Raw genomic sequence first — 18,452 nt, 5'->3', positions numbered from 1 at the left:
CATGTCGATCCGCAGCAAGGCCTCCGAGCTGGTCGCCCAGGCAAGGGCCGAGGTAGAGAAGCACGAGTCGACGGATCCGTACGTCGCGGGCCGCGTGCGGCAGGTGATCGGCGGCGTGCTGATCGCCGACGGGCTCGTCGGGCTGGAGAACCCCTTCGGACGCCGGTCACGGCCCGGCATCCTCGGTGCGCTCGTCTTCCTGGGGCTGGGTCTCGTCTTCGTCGTCCTCGGGCCGATCGTGATGACCCGCGGCGTCGACGTCGATGCCACGGCGACAGGCAGGATCACGCAGGTCAGCGCTCCCGACTCCGACCGCACCTGCAGCGCCACCGCGACGTTCGAGGTCGGCGGGTCGAGCTACCGGGCGATGTCCGAGGGTTCCTCGTCGGGCCTGTGCAAGCGCGAGGTCGGCGACCGGATCGAGGTCCGCTACGACTCCGCCGACCCCAGCCAGAACCGCATCGGGGTCTCCGTCTTCGGCATCGTCGGCTGGGTCTTCCTCGGCGTCGGACTGCTGTTCTCCCTGATCGGACTCGTCCTGGTCGCCCTGCGGGCCGGCAGCATCTACTTCGGCTGGAAGCTGTGGCGCTCCGGTGGCCGGATGGTCAGGGCGAACCCGCCCACCCCTGGCGCCGACGACCTCGCGTCGCGGGCGAAGGCGGACTTCCTGCGCGTGCTGCGTGGCGGCGGCAGCATCGGGTCGGGCCTCGCCGGCGCGATGGCGCCCACGGGGGCCGCCTCTTCCGCGGGCGTGACCGCTCCTTCCGTCGTGGCGCCCGACGTCGTTGCCGCGGGGTGGTACCCCACAGCCGACGGCACGCACGAGCGCTGGCACGACGGTTCGGGGTGGACCGACCAGGTGCGACCGCGCAGCAGCTGATCCTCAGACGGTCCGGCGGTACTCCCCGCCGACCTCGAAGAACGCCTCGGTGACCTGCTGCAGCGTGCAGACCCGCGCGGCGTCCATCAGGACCGCGAAGACGTTCTCGCCCGAGGTGGCGGCGTGCTTCAGGCGGGCCAGCGCCGCCGCGGACTCGGAGCGGTGGGCGTCGCGGAAGGCGCTCACGCGCCGCAGCTGCGACTGCTTCTCCTCGCTGGTGGCCCGGGCGAGCTCGACCTCGTGCTCGGGCTCACCGGCGGGGTTGCGGAAGGTGTTGACGCCGACGATCGGCAGCGAGCCGTCGTGCTTGCGCTGCTCGTAGAGCATCGACTCGTCCTGGATCCGGCCCCGCTGGTAGCCCGTCTCCATCGCGCCGAGCACACCACCGCGCTCGGAGATGCGGTCCAGCTCGGCGAGCACCGCCGCCTCCACGAGGTCGGTGAGCTCGTCGATGACGTAGGAGCCCTGGAGCGGGTTCTCGTTCATCGCCAGGCCCCACTCGCGGTTGATGACGAGCTGGATGGCGAGTGCGCGGCGTACCGACTCCGAGGTGGGCGTGGTGACCGCCTCGTCGTAGGCGTTGGTGTGCAGGGAGTTCGCGTTGTCGTAGATCGCGCAGAGCGCCTGGAGCGTCGTGCGGATGTCGTTGAACGCCATCTCCTGTGCGTGCAGGCTCCGGCCGGACGTCTGGACGTGGTACTTCAGCTTCTGCGAGCGCTCGTTCGCGCCGTACTTCTCCTTCATCGCGATCGCCCAGATCCGGCGGGCGACGCGGCCCAGGACGGAGTACTCCGGGTCCATGCCGTTGGAGAAGAAGAACGACAGGTTGGGCGCGAAGTCGTCGATCTTCATGCCGCGTGCGAGGTAGGCCTCGACGTAGGTGAAGCCGTTGGCCAGGGTGAACGCGAGCTGGGTCAGGGGGTTCGCCCCGGCCTCGGCGATGTGGTAGCCGGAGATGGAGACGGAGTAGAAGTTCCGCACACCGTGCTCGATGAACCACTCCTGCACGTCGGCCATGCAGCGCAGGCTGAACTCGGTGGAGAAGAGGCAGGTGTTCTGCCCCTGGTCCTCCTTGAGGATGTCGGCCTGCACGGTGCCCCGGACCGTGCGCAGCGCCTGCTCGGGGTCGCGTCCTTCGGCGATCGCCTGGTCGATGACCGTGTTGAGGAAGAAGGCCAGGATCGTCGGCGCCGGGCCGTTGATCGTCATGCTGACGCTGGTCGTGGGGGAGGCGAGGTCGAAGCCGTCGTAGAGCGCCTTCATGTCCTCCAGCGTCGCCACGGAGACACCCGACGTGCCGACCTTGCCGAAGACGTCGGGCCGCTCGTCCGGGTCGCGGCCGTACAGCGTGACGGAGTCGAACGCCGTCGAGAGCCGGGTCGCGGGCTGCCCCTCGGAGAGCAGCTTGAAGCGACGGTTGGTGCGGAAGGGGTCGCCCTCGCCCGCGAACATGCGCGCCGGGTCCTCGTCGTCGCGCTTGTAGGGGAAGACGCCGGCGGTGAACGGGAAGCGGCCGGGCAGGTTCTCCCGGCGGAGGTAGCGGACCAGCTCGCCGTGGTCGGTGCCGCGGGGGACGGCCACGCGGGGTACCTGCAGTCCCGACAGCGACTCGCGGGTCTGTGTGGCCTCGTGATCGCGGACGGCCGGCCAGCCCTGGATCGCCTCCGCGATCTCCGGGGGGAGCGGCCGGGTGCCCTTGCCCGCGCGCACGGCGCGCGACCCGAGAGCGCGGACCCGCTCGATCGCCTGGTGGTCGGCTGCCAGCTCGGCCAGCTCCTCGGTGGCGGCGTGGTAGCGGCGCACGGTGTCGGTGATCTCGGCGAGGTAGCGGGTGCGGTCCGCGGGCACCACCTGGTGCAGGCCGGTCGAGTGACGCACGTCCACCCGGGGCAGGACGCCCTCGCCGGCGGGCAGGCCCAGCGCCACGAGCGCGTCGCGCAGGTGCTGGTAGAGCGCGGTCACGCCGTCGTCGTTGAACGTCGCCGCGCTCGTGCCGAAGACCGGCATGTCGCTGGGTGAGGAACCGAACGCCTCGCGGTTGCGCACCAGCTGCCGCGCGACGTCACGCATCGCATCGGCCCCGCCGCGGCGCTCGAACTTGTTGATGGCCACGGTGTCGGCGAAGTCGAGCATGTCGATCTTCTCCAGCTGCGACGCGGCGCCGAACTCGGGCGTCATGACGTAGAGGGCGTGGTCGACGAAGGGGACGATCGCCGCATCGCCCTGTCCGATGCCCGGCGTCTCGACGATCACGAGGTCGAAGCCGGCCGCCTTGAGCACGGTGATCACGTCGTCGAGGTGCTCGGGCACCTCGTGGGCGCCGCGCGTGGCGAGCGAGCGGAAGAAGACCTCGTCGCCGGTGATGGCGTTGGCGCGGATCCGGTCGCCGAGCAGGGCCCCGCCGCCGCGGCGGCGGGTGGGGTCGACGGCGACCACCGCGATGCGCAGCTTGTCGCCGAGGTCGGTGCGGAAGCGGCGTACCAGCTCGTCGGTGAGGCTGGACTTGCCGGACCCACCGGTGCCGGTGATGCCGAGGACCGGCACGGTGCGCGCGGCGGCTGCGGTGCGGAGGTGGTCGAACAGGTCGGAGGGCAGGCGGCCGGACTCGGCGCCGGTCAGGGCGCGTGCGACCGCGGGCCGGTCGCCCGTGAGGACGCCGTCGAGCGCAGCGGGCGCCAGCGCCCAGAGGTCGTGGTCGCACTGCTCGACGACCGTGTTGACCATGCCGGCGAGGCCGAGCCGCTGACCGTCCTCGGGGGAGAAGATCGTGACGCCCGACTCGCGCAGCCTGGCGATCTCGGCCGGCACGATGACGCCACCGCCGCCCCCGACCACCCGCACGTGCCCCGCGCCCGCGGCGCGGAGCGACTCCACGAGGTACTCGAAGTACTCCACGTGCCCGCCCTGGTACGACGAGACCGCGACGCCCTGCACGTCCTCCTCGAGAGCGGCCTCGACGACCTCCTGCACGGAGCGGTTGTGGCCCAGGTGGATGACCTCGCAGCCCTGTGACTGGAGGATCCGCCGCATGATGTTGATCGAGGCGTCGTGGCCGTCGAACAGGCTGGACGCGGTGACGAGGCGTACCGGGTGGGTGGGCACGTGCAGAGCAGGCACAGGAGCTCCCGAACGAAGGTGGTTGGATGTCCTAGTATCAGGATACTAGGACATCCGAGGAATCCCGTCGAGACGATCAGACGGGCAGGTCGCCCAGCGCGCCGCGGAGCTCGGTGAGCACGCCGAGCAGCTGCGCGGTGTCGGCAGGCGCGAGGCCCGGCCGGGCGAAGACAGCGGCGTTGAGCGCCGCCGTCGCCTCGTCGACGACGCGCGACCCCTCTGGCGTCAGTGAGGCGTGGATGACGCGGCGGTCCTCCTTGGACCGGTGCCGCTCGACGTAGCCCTGCTGGACCAGACGCTCGACGGCGCTGGTCACGGTCGTCGCGTGGACCTGCAGCAACGAGCCGAGGCGCGACATCGTCATCGACCCGGACCGGGTGAAGGAGATCAGCCGGATCACCTCGAAGCGGGCGAAGGTCAGCCCGAACGGCTTCAGCGTGGCGTCGATGCGCTCCAGGAAGAGCTGCTGCACGCGGGTCAGCGACGTCACCATGGCCATGCCGTCGGCGGCGTCCTCCCACCCGTGACGGAGCCACTGGGCGTGGGCCTCGTGGATCGGGTCCTTCGGCGCTGCCATGGCGACAGGTTAGCGGGGGTCGTCCTGGTCCGGGCTCCACAGAGCCGCAGCCACGTCGACGACGCCGCGGCGCAGGGGAGTGCCCTCGAGGTGCCAGTGCTCCTGTGCATCGATCACCAGGTGTGCCGGCAGCGTGCCGTCGGCACGTACGACGCGCCACCAGGCGACCCCGTCGCCGTCCCGCTTCATGACGCCACCCACGCCGCGCGGACCGCCGTGGCCGAGGAGGCGCGCGATCGTGCCGTAGGTGAGGACACGGCCCGGAGGGATCTCCTCGACCAGCCGCAGCACGTCCTCGGTGAAGTCGTCGTTCACGGAGCCAACCTACGTCATGGCGAAATGCCGGAGGCCCGCCACGACGGATCGTGGCGGGCCTCCGGGCAGGTGGGTCAGGCGACGTCGGAGACGTCCGGGACGTCGAGGCCCAGGACCTCGGCCGTCCGCTTCTGCACCTCGCGGGCGAGGCCCGGCTCGGTGGAGAGCTTGTGCCCGTGGCTCGGGACCATCTCGGTCAGCTTCGGCTGCCAGCCGTCCCACTGGGCCGGGAAGCAGCGCTCGAGCACCTCGAACATGATCGGGGCCGCGGTCGAGGCGCCGGGGGAGGCGCCGAGCAGGCCGGCGATCGAGCCGTCGGCGTGCGTGATGACCTCGGTGCCGAACTGCAGCACGCCATTGGGGCGGATCACCTGGACGCGCTGGCCGGCGATGATCTTCTGCCAGTCCTTCATCTCGGCGTCGGGGAAGAAGTCGAGGAGGTCCTTGAACTTCGTCTTCGGGCGCGAGATCAGCTGCGTGATCAGGTAGATCGTCAGCGGGATGTTGGCCAGGCCCGAGCGGATCATCGGGATCAGGTTGTGCCAGCGCAGCGACTTGAACATGTCGAGCAGCGAGCCGTGCTTGAGGTAGCGCGGCGAGAAGCCGGCGTACGGGCCGAACATCAGGCTGGTCTTGCCGTTCACCACGCGGGTGTCGAGGTGCGGCACCGACATCGGCGGGGCGCCGACGGCAGCCTTGCCGTAGACCTTGGCATGGTGGCGCGCGACGATCTCGGGGTTGTCCGTACGGAGGAACTCGCCGCTGACGGGGAAGCCGCCGAAGCCCTTGATCTCCGGGATGCGGGACTTCTGCAGCAGCGTGAGGGCCCGGCCGCCCGCGCCGACGAAGACGAACTTCGCGCGGTGCTCGAACTTCGTGCCGTCCTGCTTGCCCTTGACGACCCACAGGCCGTCCTTGTCGCGCTTCACGGACTTCACGTCGGCGTTGAAGTCGACGGTGAGGCCGCGCTCGGCGACGCTGTCGAGCAGCAGCTCGGTGAGGGCGCCGAAGTCCACGTCGGTGCCCTGGACGGCGTACGTCGCGGCGATCGGCTCGTCGTCGGTGCGGCCCTCGAGGAGCAGCGGGGCCCACGCGCGGATCTGCTCGGGGTCCTCGGTGTAGAGCATGCCCTCGAAGAGCGGGTGCTCGGAGAGCAGGCGGTGGCGCTCACGCAGGTAGGCGACGTTCTCCTCGCCCCAGACGAAGCTCATGTGCGGAGTCGCGTGGATGAACGCGTCCGGCGACGGCAGGCGACCGTTCTCGACGAGGAACGCCCACAGCTGGCGCGAGAGCGCGAACTGCTCGTTGACCACGATGGCCTTCGAGATGTCGACGCTGCCGTCCTCGGCCTGCGGGGTGTAGTTGAGCTCGCACAGGGCGGCGTGGCCCGTGCCGGCGTTGTTCCACGGGCCGGTCGACTCGCGCGCCGGGCGGTCGAGGCGCTCGAGGACGCGGATGCTCCAGGACGGCTCCAGCTCGGCGATCATCGTGGCGAGGGTGGCGCTCATGATGCCGCCGCCGATGAGGAGGACGTCGGTCGTGGTCTGCTGCGACTGGTTGGTCTCGGTCACGGGGTTCATTCTGGCGTCATGTGAATGGATTCACGAAGTTGACGGCACATTTCGGGACGCCCTTTTGAGGAAAGTCACATGGCCACCCCGGTCGGGTCGTCTCACGGGTGAGGCAGAACGCGCCGGCCACCCGTGAGGATGACCGGCGCGCGGGGCCGTGCAGCGAGGTCAGGCCAGGTTCAGGCTGCGGCCGATGATCTCGGTCATGATCTCGGAGGTGCCTCCGTAGATGCGCTGCACCCGGTTGTCGATGTAGGCCCGGGCGATGGGGTACTCGAGCATGTACCCGTAGCCGCCGTGCAGCTGGACGCAGGCGTCGACGACGCGGCCCTGGACCTCGGTGGACCACAGCTTCGCCTTGGCGGCGTCCGCGACGGAGAGGCCGCCGGCGTTGTGCTCGACGATGCAGCGGTCGATGTAGGTCTGGGTGATCTCGACCTCGGTCTCGAGCAGGGCGAGGCGGTGGCTGATCGTCTGCAGCGAGCCGATCGGCTTGCCGAAGGCCTTGCGGTCGCGGACGTACTGCTTGGTCCACTCCAGCGCGGCCCGGGCGCCGGCGATGGCGCCGATGGCGATGTTGAGGCGCTCCTGGGGCAGGTTGTTGGTGAGGCCGAAGAAGCCCTCACCCTCGTTGCCGAGCAGGTTCGCGGCCGGGACGCGGCAGTCCTCGAAGATCAGCTCCGAGGTGTCCTGCGCGTGCATGCCGACCTTCTCCAGGTTGCGGCCGCGGGAGAAGCCCGGGGTGCCCTCCTCGACCACGATCAGCGAGATGCCCTTGTGCGGGTGCTCGCCGGTGCGGCACGCGAGGATGACGAGGTCGGCGTTCTGGCCGTTGGTGATGAACGTCTTCGCGCCGTTGATGACGTAGTCGTCGCCGTCGCGGACCGCCTTGGTGCGGATACCGGAGAGGTCGGAGCCGGTGCCGGGCTCGGTCATCGCGATGGCGACGATCGACTCGCCGGTGGCGACCTTCGGCAGCCAGCGCGCCTTCTGCTCGTCGGTGGTCAGCTCGAGCAGGTAGGGCAGGCAGATGTCGGAGTGGAGCGTCGGGCCGAGGAGGGCCGGGCCGACGCCGGCGTACGCGCCCTCCTCGATGAAGATCGCGTTGTAGCGGAAGTCGTGGATGCCGGCGCCGCCGAACTCCTCGGGGACCGCAGCGGTGAGGCCGAGCTCGGCGAGGTCGGTGAAGAGCGACTTGGGCACGATGCCGGCCTTCTCCCAGTCGGGGTACGCCGGGACGACCTGACGCTCGACGTAGGCGCGGACGCTCTTGCGGAAGTCGTCGTGCTCGGGCTCGAAGATGTTGCGGTCCATGGCGCCATGTTAACGATCGCTAACCCAGCAGGGGTACATGGTGTGCCCGGTGGGTGGTCAGGCCGTCGCCGCGCCCGAGCGGACCGGCGCGCTGCCCTCGAGCAGCACCCGGGCGACCTGGGCCGGGTCGTCGGCCATCGGCACGTGACCGCACCCCTCGAGCCAGAGGTGGCGTGCGTGCGGCAGGCGGCGTCGCGCGATCGCGGCCTGGTAGGTGAGCAGGATCTTGTCGCGCTCGCCCCAGGCGATCGTGACCGGGACGTCGAGCGGGATGCGGCCGCTGAACGGCTCCGCCGCGGGGAAGATCTTCTTCATCGCGGGGATGGCGCGCCGCATCCCGTCGAGGTCCGCGACGAACTCCGCAGGCGGGATCAGGTCGCTGCGCTCCGAGACCATCGTGCCCATGATTCGCCGTGCGCGCGGAGACCGGGCCAGTGTGGGGATCACCGGCGTCATCAGGCGCGCGCTCGTCGTCAGCCAGGTGAAGACCGAGCGGATGTACACGAAGTCCGGCGCGCCCCACCAGAACGCGGCAGGGGAGAGCGTCGTGGCGCTGCGGACGATGCCGTCGGCGGCTGCCTCCAGCGCGATCCGCCCGCCGAGCGAGTTGCCCGCGATGTGCGGCCGGTCGAGCCCCAGTGCGTCCAGCGTCTCCTGCAGCTCGTCGCGGATCGCGCCCTGCACGTCCCCGTCGCGCACGACCAGGTCGGGGGAGTTGCCGTGTCCGGGCAGGTCCAGCAGCACCACGGTCCGGTGGTCCGTGAGGTGCTCGAGGACCGGGTACCACGCCTGCCGGCGGTGGGTGAGCCCGTGGACGAGCACGAGCGGATCACCGCTCCCGTGGATCTCGTGGGTCAGCACGCGGGCTCCTTCCGGGCGTTCACACGCCGACGATCGGCAGGCGGAGGGCGGCGGGTGCCGACGGCGGCACCGCAGGACGACGGGGCGGGACCGGCGCGATCCGCCGATACGCCGCTCCGAGCGCGGGCCGCGGGTCCGCCTCGCCCTTGTTGGGCCAGAACGCCATCGCGCGCTCGGCCTGGGCGGTGATGGTCAGCGAGGGGTTCACGCCGAGGTTGGCGCTGATCGCGGACCCGTCCACGACGTGCAGGCCGTCGTGGCCGTACATGCGCTGCCAGGGGTCGATGACGCCGGTCTCCGGGCTGTCGCCGATCGTGCAGCCGCCGATGAAGTGCGCGGTGAAGGGCCGCCCGAACGGCTCGCCGATGTTGCCGCCGGCGAGGCCCTCGCGCCCGTCACGGCTCAGCAGCCGCGCCATCCGGCGTACGACGTCGTGCGCCTCGGGAAGCCAGGTGGGGTTGGGCGCGCCGTGGCCCTGCCGCGAGCTGAGCATCCAGCCCCACGGCACCCGCTTCGGGAAGACCGTGATCGAGTTGTCGGTCGCCTGCATGACGAACGCGATGACGGCCTTCTCCGACCAGTGCTTCACGTCGTAGAGGCGGTGCGCCTGCGGGAGCAGCTTGAGGTACTCCTTCGCCCAGCGTCGCTTGACGCCCGGACCACCGGGGACCAGGGCGGTCTGCATGAGCGAGATGAAGTTGCTGCCGTGCCCGTAGCGGACCGGCTCGACGTGGGTCACCGCATCGGGGTGGAACGACGAGGTGATCGCCACGCCCTGCGAGTAGTCGACGCTGCGGTCGGGTGCCAGGGCTCCGAGGATCGCCTCGGAGTTGGTCCGGGTGAGGACGCCGAGGCGGTCCGAGACGTGGGGTAGGTCGCCGTCGGCCCGGAGCGCGTGGAGCAGCTTCTGCGTGCCGAGCGACGCAGCCGAGAAGACGACCTGGTCGGCGGTGAACGTCCGCGTCGCGGACCTGCGGGACAGCTTCGCCTTGGTCCAGCGCGCGGTCACTTCGTAGCCGCCTCCGGTGCGCGGGCGGACACGCGTCACGGTGGTGAGCGGGTGCACGACGGCACCGTTGCGTTCGGCGAGGTGCAGGTAGTTCTTGACCAGGGTGTTCTTGGCGCCGTGGCGGCACCCGGTCATGCACTCCCCGCAGTCGGTGCAGGTCCTCCGCGTCGGCCCGGCTCCGCCGAAGAACGGGTCCGCGACGGTCTCCCCGGCAGCCTCGCCGAACAGGACACCGACGGGGGTGGGGTGGAAGGTGTCGCCGACCCCCATCTCCTCGGCGACCTGTTTCATCAGCCCGTCTGCGGGGGTGAACCCGGGATACGTCGTCACGCCGAGCATCCGCTTCGCTTGGTCGTAGTACGGCGCGAGCTCGGCCTTCCAGTCGGTGATCCCGGCCCAGGCCGGGTCCTCGTAGAACGGGTCGAGCGGCTCGTAGAGCGTGTTCGCGTAGACCAGCGACCCGCCGCCCACGCCGGCACCTGCCGCGATCATGCAGTCGCGGACCATCTCGATCCGCATGATCCCGTAGCAGCCGGCCACCGGGGCGAAGAGGTAGCGCTTCACGTCCCAGCTGGTGCTGGCGAAGTCGTCGTCGGCGAACCGCGCGCCCGCCTCGAGGACGCCGACCCGGTACCCCTTCTCGGTCAGGCGCAGCGCGCTGACCGAGCCACCGAAGCCGGAGCCGATGACGAGGACGTCGTAGTGCGTCACGCCGTGGGCTCGGCGGGCGGTCACTCCGTGACCGCTGCTTGCTCGCTCCGCAGGTGCGAGCAAGCTCGCCCTGCTCCGCTCACTGCGCATCACGCGGGAGGCCGAGCATGCGCTCGCCGATCAGGTTCAGCTGCACCTCCGTCGTGCCGCCGTAGATGGTGGTGGCCCGGCCGCCGAGCAGCTGCTCGAGGGCGTGGTCGGTGCGCTCGCCCGGCACGGAGAAGGCGCCGGCCACATCCAGCCCGGCGGTGATGAACTCCGCGATCTTCTGGCTGATGCTCATCGCGAGCAGCTTGTTGACCGAGGCGGTCGTGCCGCTGTCGGCACCGAGCAGCTGCTTGAGCACGATCCGGTTGCTCATCACGTCGATCGCCTGCGACTCGGCGACGAGCTCACCGATCTTCGCGCGGCTGACGGCAGAGAGCTCGCGGCCCCTGGTGAAGCGCAGCAGGTCGCGGTCGTTGGCGTACGCCTCCATCTTGCCGGAGAGCGCGACCCGCTCGGAGGCCAGCGCGGTGCGGGTGACCTTCCAGCCGTCGTCGACCTGGCCGACGACGTACCTGTCCTCGATGAAGACGTCGTCGAAGAAGACCTCGTTGAAGAGGGCCGAACCGGTCATCTCGCGGAGCGGCCGGACGTCGACGCCCTCCTTCGTCATGTCGAGGAGGAAGTAGGTGATGCCCTCGTGCTTCGGCGCCGTCGGGTTGGAGCGGGCGATGAGGATGCCCCAGTCGGCGAACTGGGCCATCGAGGTCCAGATCTTCTGGCCGTTGATCCGCCAGCCGCCCTCGACCCTGGTCGCCTTCGTCTGCAGCGAGGCGAGGTCGGAGCCCGAGCCCGGCTCGGAGAAGAGCTGGCACCACATGATGTCGCCGCGCAGCGTCGGCAGGCCGAACTCCTCCTTGAGCTCGTCGGAGCCGTAGCCGACGATCGAGGCGAGCGCCCAGATCCCCATCAGCAGGTTGGGCACCTGCACGCCGGCGGCCTTGATCTCCTGGGCGATGACGACCTGCTCGAGCGGACCGGCCGCGCGGCCGTAGGGCCTGGGGAAGTACGGGAGCACCCAGCCGCCGTCACCCAGCGCGGCGAGGCGCTCGTCCTCGTCCGCGATGGCCCGGATCGCGTCGAGCTCGGCGCGGACCTGCGCGCGGATGGCCTCGGCCTCGGCAGGCAGCTCGATCTCGAGGGCGCGGGCCCGACCGGCGATGAAGTCGTCGGCGACGCGCAGCGCGCGGACCTCCTGGCTGCCCAGCGTCGCGCGGGTCGCGAGGGCGCGGCGGTAGTACAGGTGGGCGTCGTGCTCCCAGGTGAACCCGATGCCGCCGTGGGCCTGGATGCAGTCCTGGGTGACCTTCACGGCCAGCTCGGGCACGAGGGCGGCAGCGACCTTGCCGGCGAAGTCCGCGGTCTGGTCGCCCTTGTCGATCGCGGTGGCTGCGTCCCAGACGGCCGCTCGGGCCTGCTCCAGCGCGATGCCCATCCAGGCGCACTTGTGCTTGATCCCCTGGAAGAGGCCGATGGGGCGGCCGAACTGCACGCGGATCTTGGCGTACTCCGAGGCGGCGGCGACGGACCAGGCGATCACGCCGGTCAGCTCGGCACCGATGACGACCGCGGCGATCGAGCGCGCACGGTCGGCCGTCAGGCCGTCGAGGACCCGGTCCGCCGCCACGACCAGCCCGGTCGCCGTGACCCGCGCTGCGCCGCGCAGGACGTCGACGCTGTCCTGCTTCGTGACGTCGAGCTCGTCGGCGGGCACGACGACCCAGCGGATGTCGCCGTCGACGGCCACGGGGAGGACCAGCAGGTCGGCGATGTCGCCGGCGGCCACGCCGTCCCACGACCCGCTGACGGTGAGTCCGTCAGCGGAGACCGTGGCGGTCGGCGGCGTCACGCCCTCCGGAGCCACAGCAGCCGTCGTGGTGCCGTCGACGAGCCCGGGGAGCAGGGAGGTCGGCGCGCCGCCCGCCGCCTCGATCAGCGCGGACGCGAGCACGGTGGGCACGAACGCGCCGGGCACGGCGTGCCGGCCGAGTGCCTCGAGTGCCACGGCGAGGGTGGTGAGCCCGCCACCCGCGCCACCGTGCACCTCGGAGACGTGCAGGCCGAGCAGGTCGTAGTCGACCAGCGACTTCCAGAACGGCGGGAACTTCTCGGTCGCCTTCGCGTCGACGATCGTGCGGATCGCATCGGCGGAGAAGGCGCTCTCCGCGAGGTCGGCGACGGCGGCTGCGAGGTCGACGTGCTCCTCGATGATGCCGAGTCCGAGCTCGTAGTTCTGGCGGGCCATGTGGTGGTCTCTCCTGAGGGTGGCGCGGGTGGGTGGGGCTCAGCCGAGGCGGTCGGCGAGGTCGGCGATCTGCCAGGGCCCCTCGGACTCGATGCAGCTCACCTCGTGCCAGCCCTGGAACTCCTGGATCGCGCCACCCTGGACGCCGAAGAACTTGCCGGTGAGCTTGCAGTCGGCGGCCGCCAGGCGGGCGACGATCGGGGAGATGTTCGACGGGGCGAAGGCGTCGAACTCGCCCTCCTCCACCTCCTGGGCGAACATCGCGCCCATGCCCGGCGTGGCCAGCGTGAGCCGCGTGCGGGCGATCGGGGCGATCACGTTGGCGCGGACGCCGTAGCGCTCGAGCTCGTCGGCGGCGACCAGGGTGAGCGCCGCGACCGCGGCCTTGGCCGCCCCGTAGTTGGCCTGACCGGCGTTCGGCATGAAGGTGCCCGACGCCGATGCGGTGTTGATGATCGAGGCCTCGACGGTGCGGCCCGCCTTCGACTGCTCCTTCCAGTACGCCGCGGCGTGGTGGATCGGAGCCGCCGTGCCCTTGAGCACGACCGCCAGGACGGCGTCCCACTGGTGCTCCTCCATGTTGGGGATGAAGGCGTCGCGCAGGATGCCGGCGTTGTTGACGAGGATGTCCAGGCCGCCGAAGACGGTGATCGCCTGCTTCACCAGGTTCTCCGCGCCGGCCCAGCTCGAGACGTCGTCGGTGTTGGCGACGGCGTCGCCGCCGGCGGCGAGGATCTCCTCCACCACCTCCTGGGCAGGACCGGCGTCCGAGCCTGAGCCGTCGTTGGCCCCGCCGAGGTCGTTGACCACGACCTTGGCGCCTTCGCGGGCGAGGAGGAGCGCGTGCTCACGGCCGATGCCGCGGCCCGCGCCGGTGACGATGGCGATACGTCCGTCGAGGGTTCCCATCAGGGTGGTGCCTTTCAGCTGTCTCGGATGTCGTGGGGTCAGTGGGTGAAGACGGCGAGGCCGTCGCGGATGACGAGGTCGTCGCCGACCGAGGTCTCGAAGCCGACGGCGCGGTCGCCGTCGGGGGTAGCCGGCAGGTCCCAGAAGCGGGTGGTGATGTCCTGGCCGGGCAGGACCGGCTTGGCGAAGCGGACGGCGAAGCGCCTCAGGCGCGTGACGTCGCCGTCGGCGAAGGACTCCAGCGCGGCCCACGAGGTGAAGGCCATCGTGCACAGTCCGTGGTTGATGATGCCCGGCAGCCCGGACATGATCGCGATCTCCTCGTCGAGATGGATCGGCATCGGGTCGCCGGACGCGGGGGAGTAGCGGAAGGTCTGGTCCTCGTCGACGTGCGCGGTCACCTCGGCAGCCGGGGCGCCGGTCGTGACTGCCTCGTCGAGGGCGTGACCGGGTGCCAGCTCGCCGACGGTGCCGCCGGCGTCGACGCCCCGGAAGAACGCGGTGATGAACTGCTCGTTGACCAGGACGCCCTCCTGGTTGCGGGTCTCGGCCTTCACCACGACCGTGGAGCCGGTGCTCAGTGCGGCGTAGCCGGTGGCGCGGGCGCGGCAGGTGAGCACGTCACCGGGCCGGATCGGCGCGTGGAAGTGGAAGTCCTGCTCACCGTGCACGAGCTTCATCAGCAGCTCGACCGGCGCGACCTCGAGGGCGGCCGGCGCCATCGAGAAGAAGGTCGGCACGACCGCGAAGACCGGTGAGGCGATCTCGCCGTTGCGGTGCGCCGCGATCGGGTCGTTCGTCGCGGCGGCGTACTCCGCGATGCGCTCGCTGGTGACCTCGAAGACGACGTCCTCGGTCCACTCGCCGATGCCGTCGTCGTTGAAGGTGACGGGCCTGGTGGCCTTGATGGTCTCGGTGCTCATCGCGGAGTACGCCTTTCGCTCGGGTTGCTCAGGCGGCGACGAGCTCGGCGAGCTTCGCCAGCGACGCGGTCAGGTCGGCCTCGGTGTTCTTGGCGATCGCCTTGCCGATCGGGCCGACCACCATCGTGCCGTTGAACTCGGCGTCGATCGTGGCGTCGGAGCCGGCCTCGGTCGGGGCGACGGAGAGGGTGAACTTGATCTTCACGCCGGCCATGCCGGTGCCCTCGATGGCCATGGACGTCGGGGCGTTGGCCTCGACGACGGTCCACTCGATCTTGTTGGCCATGCCCATCACGGAGACGACCTCGGTCATCTGCGTGCCGACGGCGATCTCGTCGACCGACGGGAGGGCGGACTTCCAGCTCTGGTGGATCTTGAGCCAGTTCTCGAAGTTGCTGAGGTCGGCGAGCGCCGCGAACGCGGCGTCCGGGCCGACGGGAAGGGACTGGGTGACGGAAACGCTGGCCATGGTGGCTCCTTGGTGGGGTGGTGCGGGTGGGTGGGAGAAGGTCAGTGGGCGCGGCGGTACGCCGAGACGACGACGGCGCCGCCCAGGCCGATGTTGTGCTGCAGCGCGATGCCGCCCTGCTGTGCTGCGCGCTCGACCTGGCGCTTGTCGGCGGTGCCGCGCAGCTGCCAGGTCAGCTCGGAGCACTGGGCCAGGCCGGTGGCGCCGAGGGGGTGGCCCTTGGAGATCAGGCCGCCGGACGGGTTGACGACCCAGCGGCCGCCGTACGTCGTGTCGTCGTTGTCGATGAGCTTGCCGGCCTCGCCATCGGCGCAGAGGCCGAGCGCCTCGTAGGTGATCAGCTCGTTGGCCGAGAAGCAGTCGTGCAGCTCGATGACGGACACGTCCTCCGGGCCGAACCCGCCCTGCTCGTAGACCTGGCGTGCCGCCTCACGCGACATCTCCTTGCCGACGAGCGACTGCGCGGAGTTGTCGGTGAAGGTCGACTCCATGTCGGTCACCATCGCCTGGCCGATCATCTCGACGGCCTGGTCGCCGAGCCCGTGCCTGTCGACGAACGCCTCGCTGGCGAGGACCACCGCGCCGGAGCCGTCGGAGGTGGGGGAGCACTGCAGCTTGGTGAGCGGCGAGTAGATCATCGGAGCGTCCTGGATCTGCTCCAGGGTGTACTCGGTCTGGAACTGCGCGTAGGGGTTGTTGACCGAGTGCTTGTGGTTCTTGAACCCGATCTTGGCGAAGTGCTCCAGCGTCGTGCCGTAGCGCTCCATGTGCTCGCGGCCCGCGGCACCGAACATGAACGGAGCGGCCGGCAGCGAGAACTCCTGGAGCTCGGCGAGCGCCATCAGGTGGTCGAGCATCGGGTTGGTGCGGTCGTCGAAGTGCGACGTGAGCGAGCCCGGCTGCATCTTCTCGAAGCCCAGCGCGAGGGTGCAGTCGTAGAGGCCGCCGCGGATCGCCTGCGCGGCGAGGTACAGCGCCGTGGACCCGGTCGAGCAGTTGTTGTTGACGTTCGTGATCGGGACACCGGTCTTGCCGAGCTCGTAGACCGCGCGCTGGCCGGAGGTGGAGTCGCCGTAGACGTAGCCGACGTGGACCTGCTGGATCGCGTCGTAGGCGATGCCGGCGTCCTCGAGCGCCTTGGTGCCGGCCTCGCGGGCCATGTCCGGGTAGTCCCAGTCCTTGGCACCCGGCTTCTCGAACTTCGTCATGCCGACGCCGACGACGTAGACCTTGTTGCCCATGCGATGCAGTCCTTCGTAGATGGAGGGGTCGCCAACGGCGCCCTGTCTGAGACACGGTGTCCGAGGTAAAAACTAGGTTGGACATGATGTCCAGTCAAGGACTCCGGCTAGGGTTTTCCGCATGAGCCAGGTTGTGGACGCAGCGGCGTCGGTCGACGGTCGCGATCGGCGTTGGGAGGACCATCGCCAGGAGCGCCGCGAGCGCCTGCTGGCGGCCGCCGTGTCGCTGATCGACCGCGAGGGGGCCGACGTCGGCGTGGCGGCCATCGCTGCGGAGGCCGGCATCCCGCGCTCGGTCGTCTACAAGCTCTTCCGTGACCGCGAGGACCTCGACGAGCAGATCCGGATCCGGATCATCGAGGAGGCGACGGCGACGCTGGCCCCGCTCCTGGTCCCGCGTGGCACGCTGCGGGAGATGGTCCGCGTCGCCGCGAAGACGTACGTCGACTGGGTCACCGCACACACGAACCTGCACCGCTTCATCGGTACGGGCTCGACCACGCGACCCACGCCCGGGTCGCCGTCGATCGCCGGAGGCAAGGCGGCGTTCGCCCAGAACGTGGCCGACCTCGTCATCGTCCTGCTGCGGCATCTGGACCCGTCGGCGAAGGTGAGTCGGGGGTCGGCGGAGAACCTCGCCTTCGCGCTGACCGGCGTGACGGACAGTGTCGTGAACCGGTGGCTCGTCGCCGGCCGTGCGCGCAGTACGAAGAAGGAGCTGATCCAGTTCCTCACCGAGGCGTCGTGCGGCGTGATCCTCGGAGCGGCGAGCGTCGCGGGCGTCGGTCTCGACCTGGATGCGCCCGTCTCCCTCTGACGCCGGGGCGCCGAGAAACCCGGCGCCGACATCTATGCTGGACACGCTGTCCATGTAAGTATCCCCTCATCCGACGGGTGTGCCGTCGCGTGCGCGGTCCACGTACCGCGCCCGATCGAGGAGGAACCCCATGCACCAGTGGTCCGACATGGACGAGGCGATCCGCGAGGGAGTCCGCGACTGGATCGCGAAGAACTTCACGCCGGTCCGCGACGACATCGAGACGGGCGCCGTACCGCCGATGGAGCTCGCCCGGAAGCTCTTCGCCGACTTCGGTCTCGACGCCATGGCCGCCGACGCGGTGGACAGGATGCTGGCCGCCGAGCGCAGGCGGGCGGAGCGTTCGCCGGAGGAGGTGGCGGCACGCAAGGCCGAGCGGGCGGCGCGGAAGGCGTCCGCCGGCGACGACGCGCCGACCGGTCTCCTCGCCGGCATGGAGGGCGTCGACTCGATGGGCGCCGTCCTGCTCGCCGAGCTGGCCGGCCAGAGCCTCGGCACCGTCGTCACCTACGGCGTCTCGCTCGGCCTCGGTGCCGGCACCATCGCTGCGAAGGGCACGCTCGAGCAGAAGGAGCGGTGGCTGAAGAAGATCGTCACCGCCGAGCTGCTCTGCTCCTGGGCGATCACCGAGCCGGAGTCGGGCTCGGACGCCTTCGGAGGCATGAAGACGACCGTCCGCCGCGACGGCGACGAGTGGATCCTCAACGGGCACAAGACCTTCACCACCGGCGGCCCGTACGCCGACGTGATCGTCGTCTACGCCAAGCTCGACGAGGGCGACGGGACCCCGATCCGCGACCGCCAGGTCCTCACCTTCGTCCTGGAGAAGGGCGACGAGGGCCTGATGCAGAGCAAGCCCTTCAAGAAGATGGGCATCATGAGCTCGCCCACGGGCGAGCTCACCTTCGACAACGTGCGCCTCGGCATGGACCGGCTGCTGGGTGGTCCGAAGGCCCTCGACCGCTCGCTGGCCTCCAACGACGGCCGGGAGAGCGCGAAGGCGAACTTCGTCATCGAGCGCGTCGGCTGCGCGGTGCTCTCGCTCGGCATCATCAACGAGTGCCACCGGCTCTCCGTCGAGTACGCGAAGACCCGCGAGCTGTGGGGCAAGCCGATCGGCGACTTCCAGCTGGTCCAGCTCAAGCTGGCGAAGATGGAGGTGGCCCGGCTCAACTGCCAGAACATGGTCTTCAGTGCCCTCGGCCAGCTGCGCGCCGGCACGATCCCCACGCTCGCCGAGGCCTCCGCCATGAAGCTCTACTCCACCGAGGCGGCCACCGACGTCGCCATGGACGCCGTGCAGCTCTTCGGTGGCAACGGCTACATGGCGGAGTACCGCGTCGAGCAGCTGGCGCGCGACGCCAAGTCGCTGATGATCTACGCCGGCTCCAACGAGATCCAGGTGACGCACGTGGCGAAGGGCCTGCTCGCAGGCTGAGGCCACCTGC

The 18,452-nt window shown here is 70.3% G+C and carries 15 protein-coding genes; 3 read left to right on the top strand and 12 right to left on the bottom strand.

The window, feature by feature from the left end; all coding sequences use genetic code 11:
* The first annotated feature begins 1 nt into the window (after position 1).
* Positions 2-880 (top strand): DUF3592 domain-containing protein, encoded by an 879-nt coding sequence (locus Q5722_RS01805; RefSeq protein WP_305026500.1) that lies wholly within the window; start codon positions 2-4, stop codon positions 878-880.
* A gap of 3 nt (positions 881-883) precedes the next feature.
* Here Q5722_RS01805 and icmF read toward each other — a convergent pair whose 3' ends face one another.
* The 12 genes from icmF to Q5722_RS01745 form a co-directional block, all read right to left on the bottom strand.
* Complete coding sequence (gene icmF, locus Q5722_RS01800; RefSeq protein WP_305026499.1) at positions 884-3,997, bottom strand: fused isobutyryl-CoA mutase/GTPase IcmF; 3,114 nt, start codon at positions 3,995-3,997, stop codon at positions 884-886.
* 76 nt (positions 3,998-4,073) lie between these two features.
* Positions 4,074-4,574, bottom strand: a complete 501-nt coding sequence (locus tag Q5722_RS01795) for a MarR family winged helix-turn-helix transcriptional regulator (protein WP_305026498.1) — start codon at positions 4,572-4,574, stop codon at positions 4,074-4,076.
* Between the two features lie 9 nt (positions 4,575-4,583).
* Positions 4,584-4,889, bottom strand: coding sequence for an MGMT family protein (locus Q5722_RS01790; RefSeq protein ID WP_305026497.1), 306 nt, complete (start codon positions 4,887-4,889; stop codon positions 4,584-4,586).
* A gap of 74 nt (positions 4,890-4,963) precedes the next feature.
* Entirely contained in the window at positions 4,964-6,460 is a 1,497-nt protein-coding gene (mqo, locus tag Q5722_RS01785) for a malate dehydrogenase (quinone) (protein WP_305026496.1), read from the bottom strand.
* Positions 6,461-6,628: 168 nt separating this feature from the next.
* Entirely contained in the window at positions 6,629-7,774 is a 1,146-nt protein-coding gene (locus Q5722_RS01780) for an acyl-CoA dehydrogenase family protein (protein ID WP_305026495.1), read from the bottom strand.
* Between the two features lie 57 nt (positions 7,775-7,831).
* Positions 7,832-8,635: an alpha/beta fold hydrolase gene (locus Q5722_RS01775; RefSeq protein ID WP_305026494.1), complete on the bottom strand. Its 804-nt coding sequence runs from the start codon at positions 8,633-8,635 to the stop codon at positions 7,832-7,834.
* A 19-nt stretch (positions 8,636-8,654) separates the two neighbouring features.
* Positions 8,655-10,445: a GMC oxidoreductase gene (locus Q5722_RS01770; protein ID WP_439652467.1), complete on the bottom strand. Its 1,791-nt coding sequence runs from the start codon at positions 10,443-10,445 to the stop codon at positions 8,655-8,657.
* Positions 10,435-12,645, bottom strand: a complete 2,211-nt coding sequence (locus Q5722_RS01765) for an acyl-CoA dehydrogenase family protein (RefSeq protein WP_305026492.1) — start codon at positions 12,643-12,645, stop codon at positions 10,435-10,437. The genes Q5722_RS01770 and Q5722_RS01765 overlap by 11 nt, the downstream gene beginning before the upstream one ends.
* A gap of 39 nt (positions 12,646-12,684) precedes the next feature.
* The gene (locus Q5722_RS01760; protein WP_305026491.1) at positions 12,685-13,554 is read right to left on the bottom strand and encodes an SDR family oxidoreductase; all 870 of its coding nucleotides are present in this window, start codon (positions 13,552-13,554) and stop codon (positions 12,685-12,687) included.
* Positions 13,555-13,592: 38 nt separating this feature from the next.
* Entirely contained in the window at positions 13,593-14,477 is an 885-nt protein-coding gene (locus Q5722_RS01755) for a MaoC/PaaZ C-terminal domain-containing protein (RefSeq protein ID WP_305026490.1), read from the bottom strand.
* A 28-nt stretch (positions 14,478-14,505) separates the two neighbouring features.
* On the bottom strand, positions 14,506-14,946 hold the full coding sequence (locus Q5722_RS01750) for a type II toxin-antitoxin system Rv0910 family toxin (protein WP_305026489.1): 441 nt from the start codon (positions 14,944-14,946) through the stop codon (positions 14,506-14,508).
* Between the two features lie 41 nt (positions 14,947-14,987).
* Positions 14,988-16,187 (bottom strand): lipid-transfer protein, encoded by a 1,200-nt coding sequence (locus tag Q5722_RS01745; RefSeq protein ID WP_305026488.1) that lies wholly within the window; start codon positions 16,185-16,187, stop codon positions 14,988-14,990.
* 121 nt (positions 16,188-16,308) lie between these two features.
* Between Q5722_RS01745 and Q5722_RS01740 the strand changes: the two genes are divergently transcribed.
* Together Q5722_RS01740 and Q5722_RS01735 are read left to right on the top strand one after the other, a co-directional pair.
* Complete coding sequence (locus tag Q5722_RS01740) at positions 16,309-17,004, top strand: TetR/AcrR family transcriptional regulator (protein ID WP_305026487.1); 696 nt, start codon at positions 16,309-16,311, stop codon at positions 17,002-17,004.
* 130 nt (positions 17,005-17,134) lie between these two features.
* Entirely contained in the window at positions 17,135-18,442 is a 1,308-nt protein-coding gene (locus Q5722_RS01735) for an acyl-CoA dehydrogenase family protein (protein WP_305026486.1), read from the top strand.
* Positions 18,443-18,452 lie beyond the last annotated feature (10 nt).

Source organism: Nocardioides jiangxiensis (genome assembly GCF_030580915.1).
GTDB lineage: Bacteria > Actinomycetota > Actinomycetes > Propionibacteriales > Nocardioidaceae > Nocardioides > Nocardioides jiangxiensis.
The sequence above is the reverse complement of the archived record's forward strand: the minus strand, read 5'-3'. Positions and strand labels throughout refer to the sequence as shown.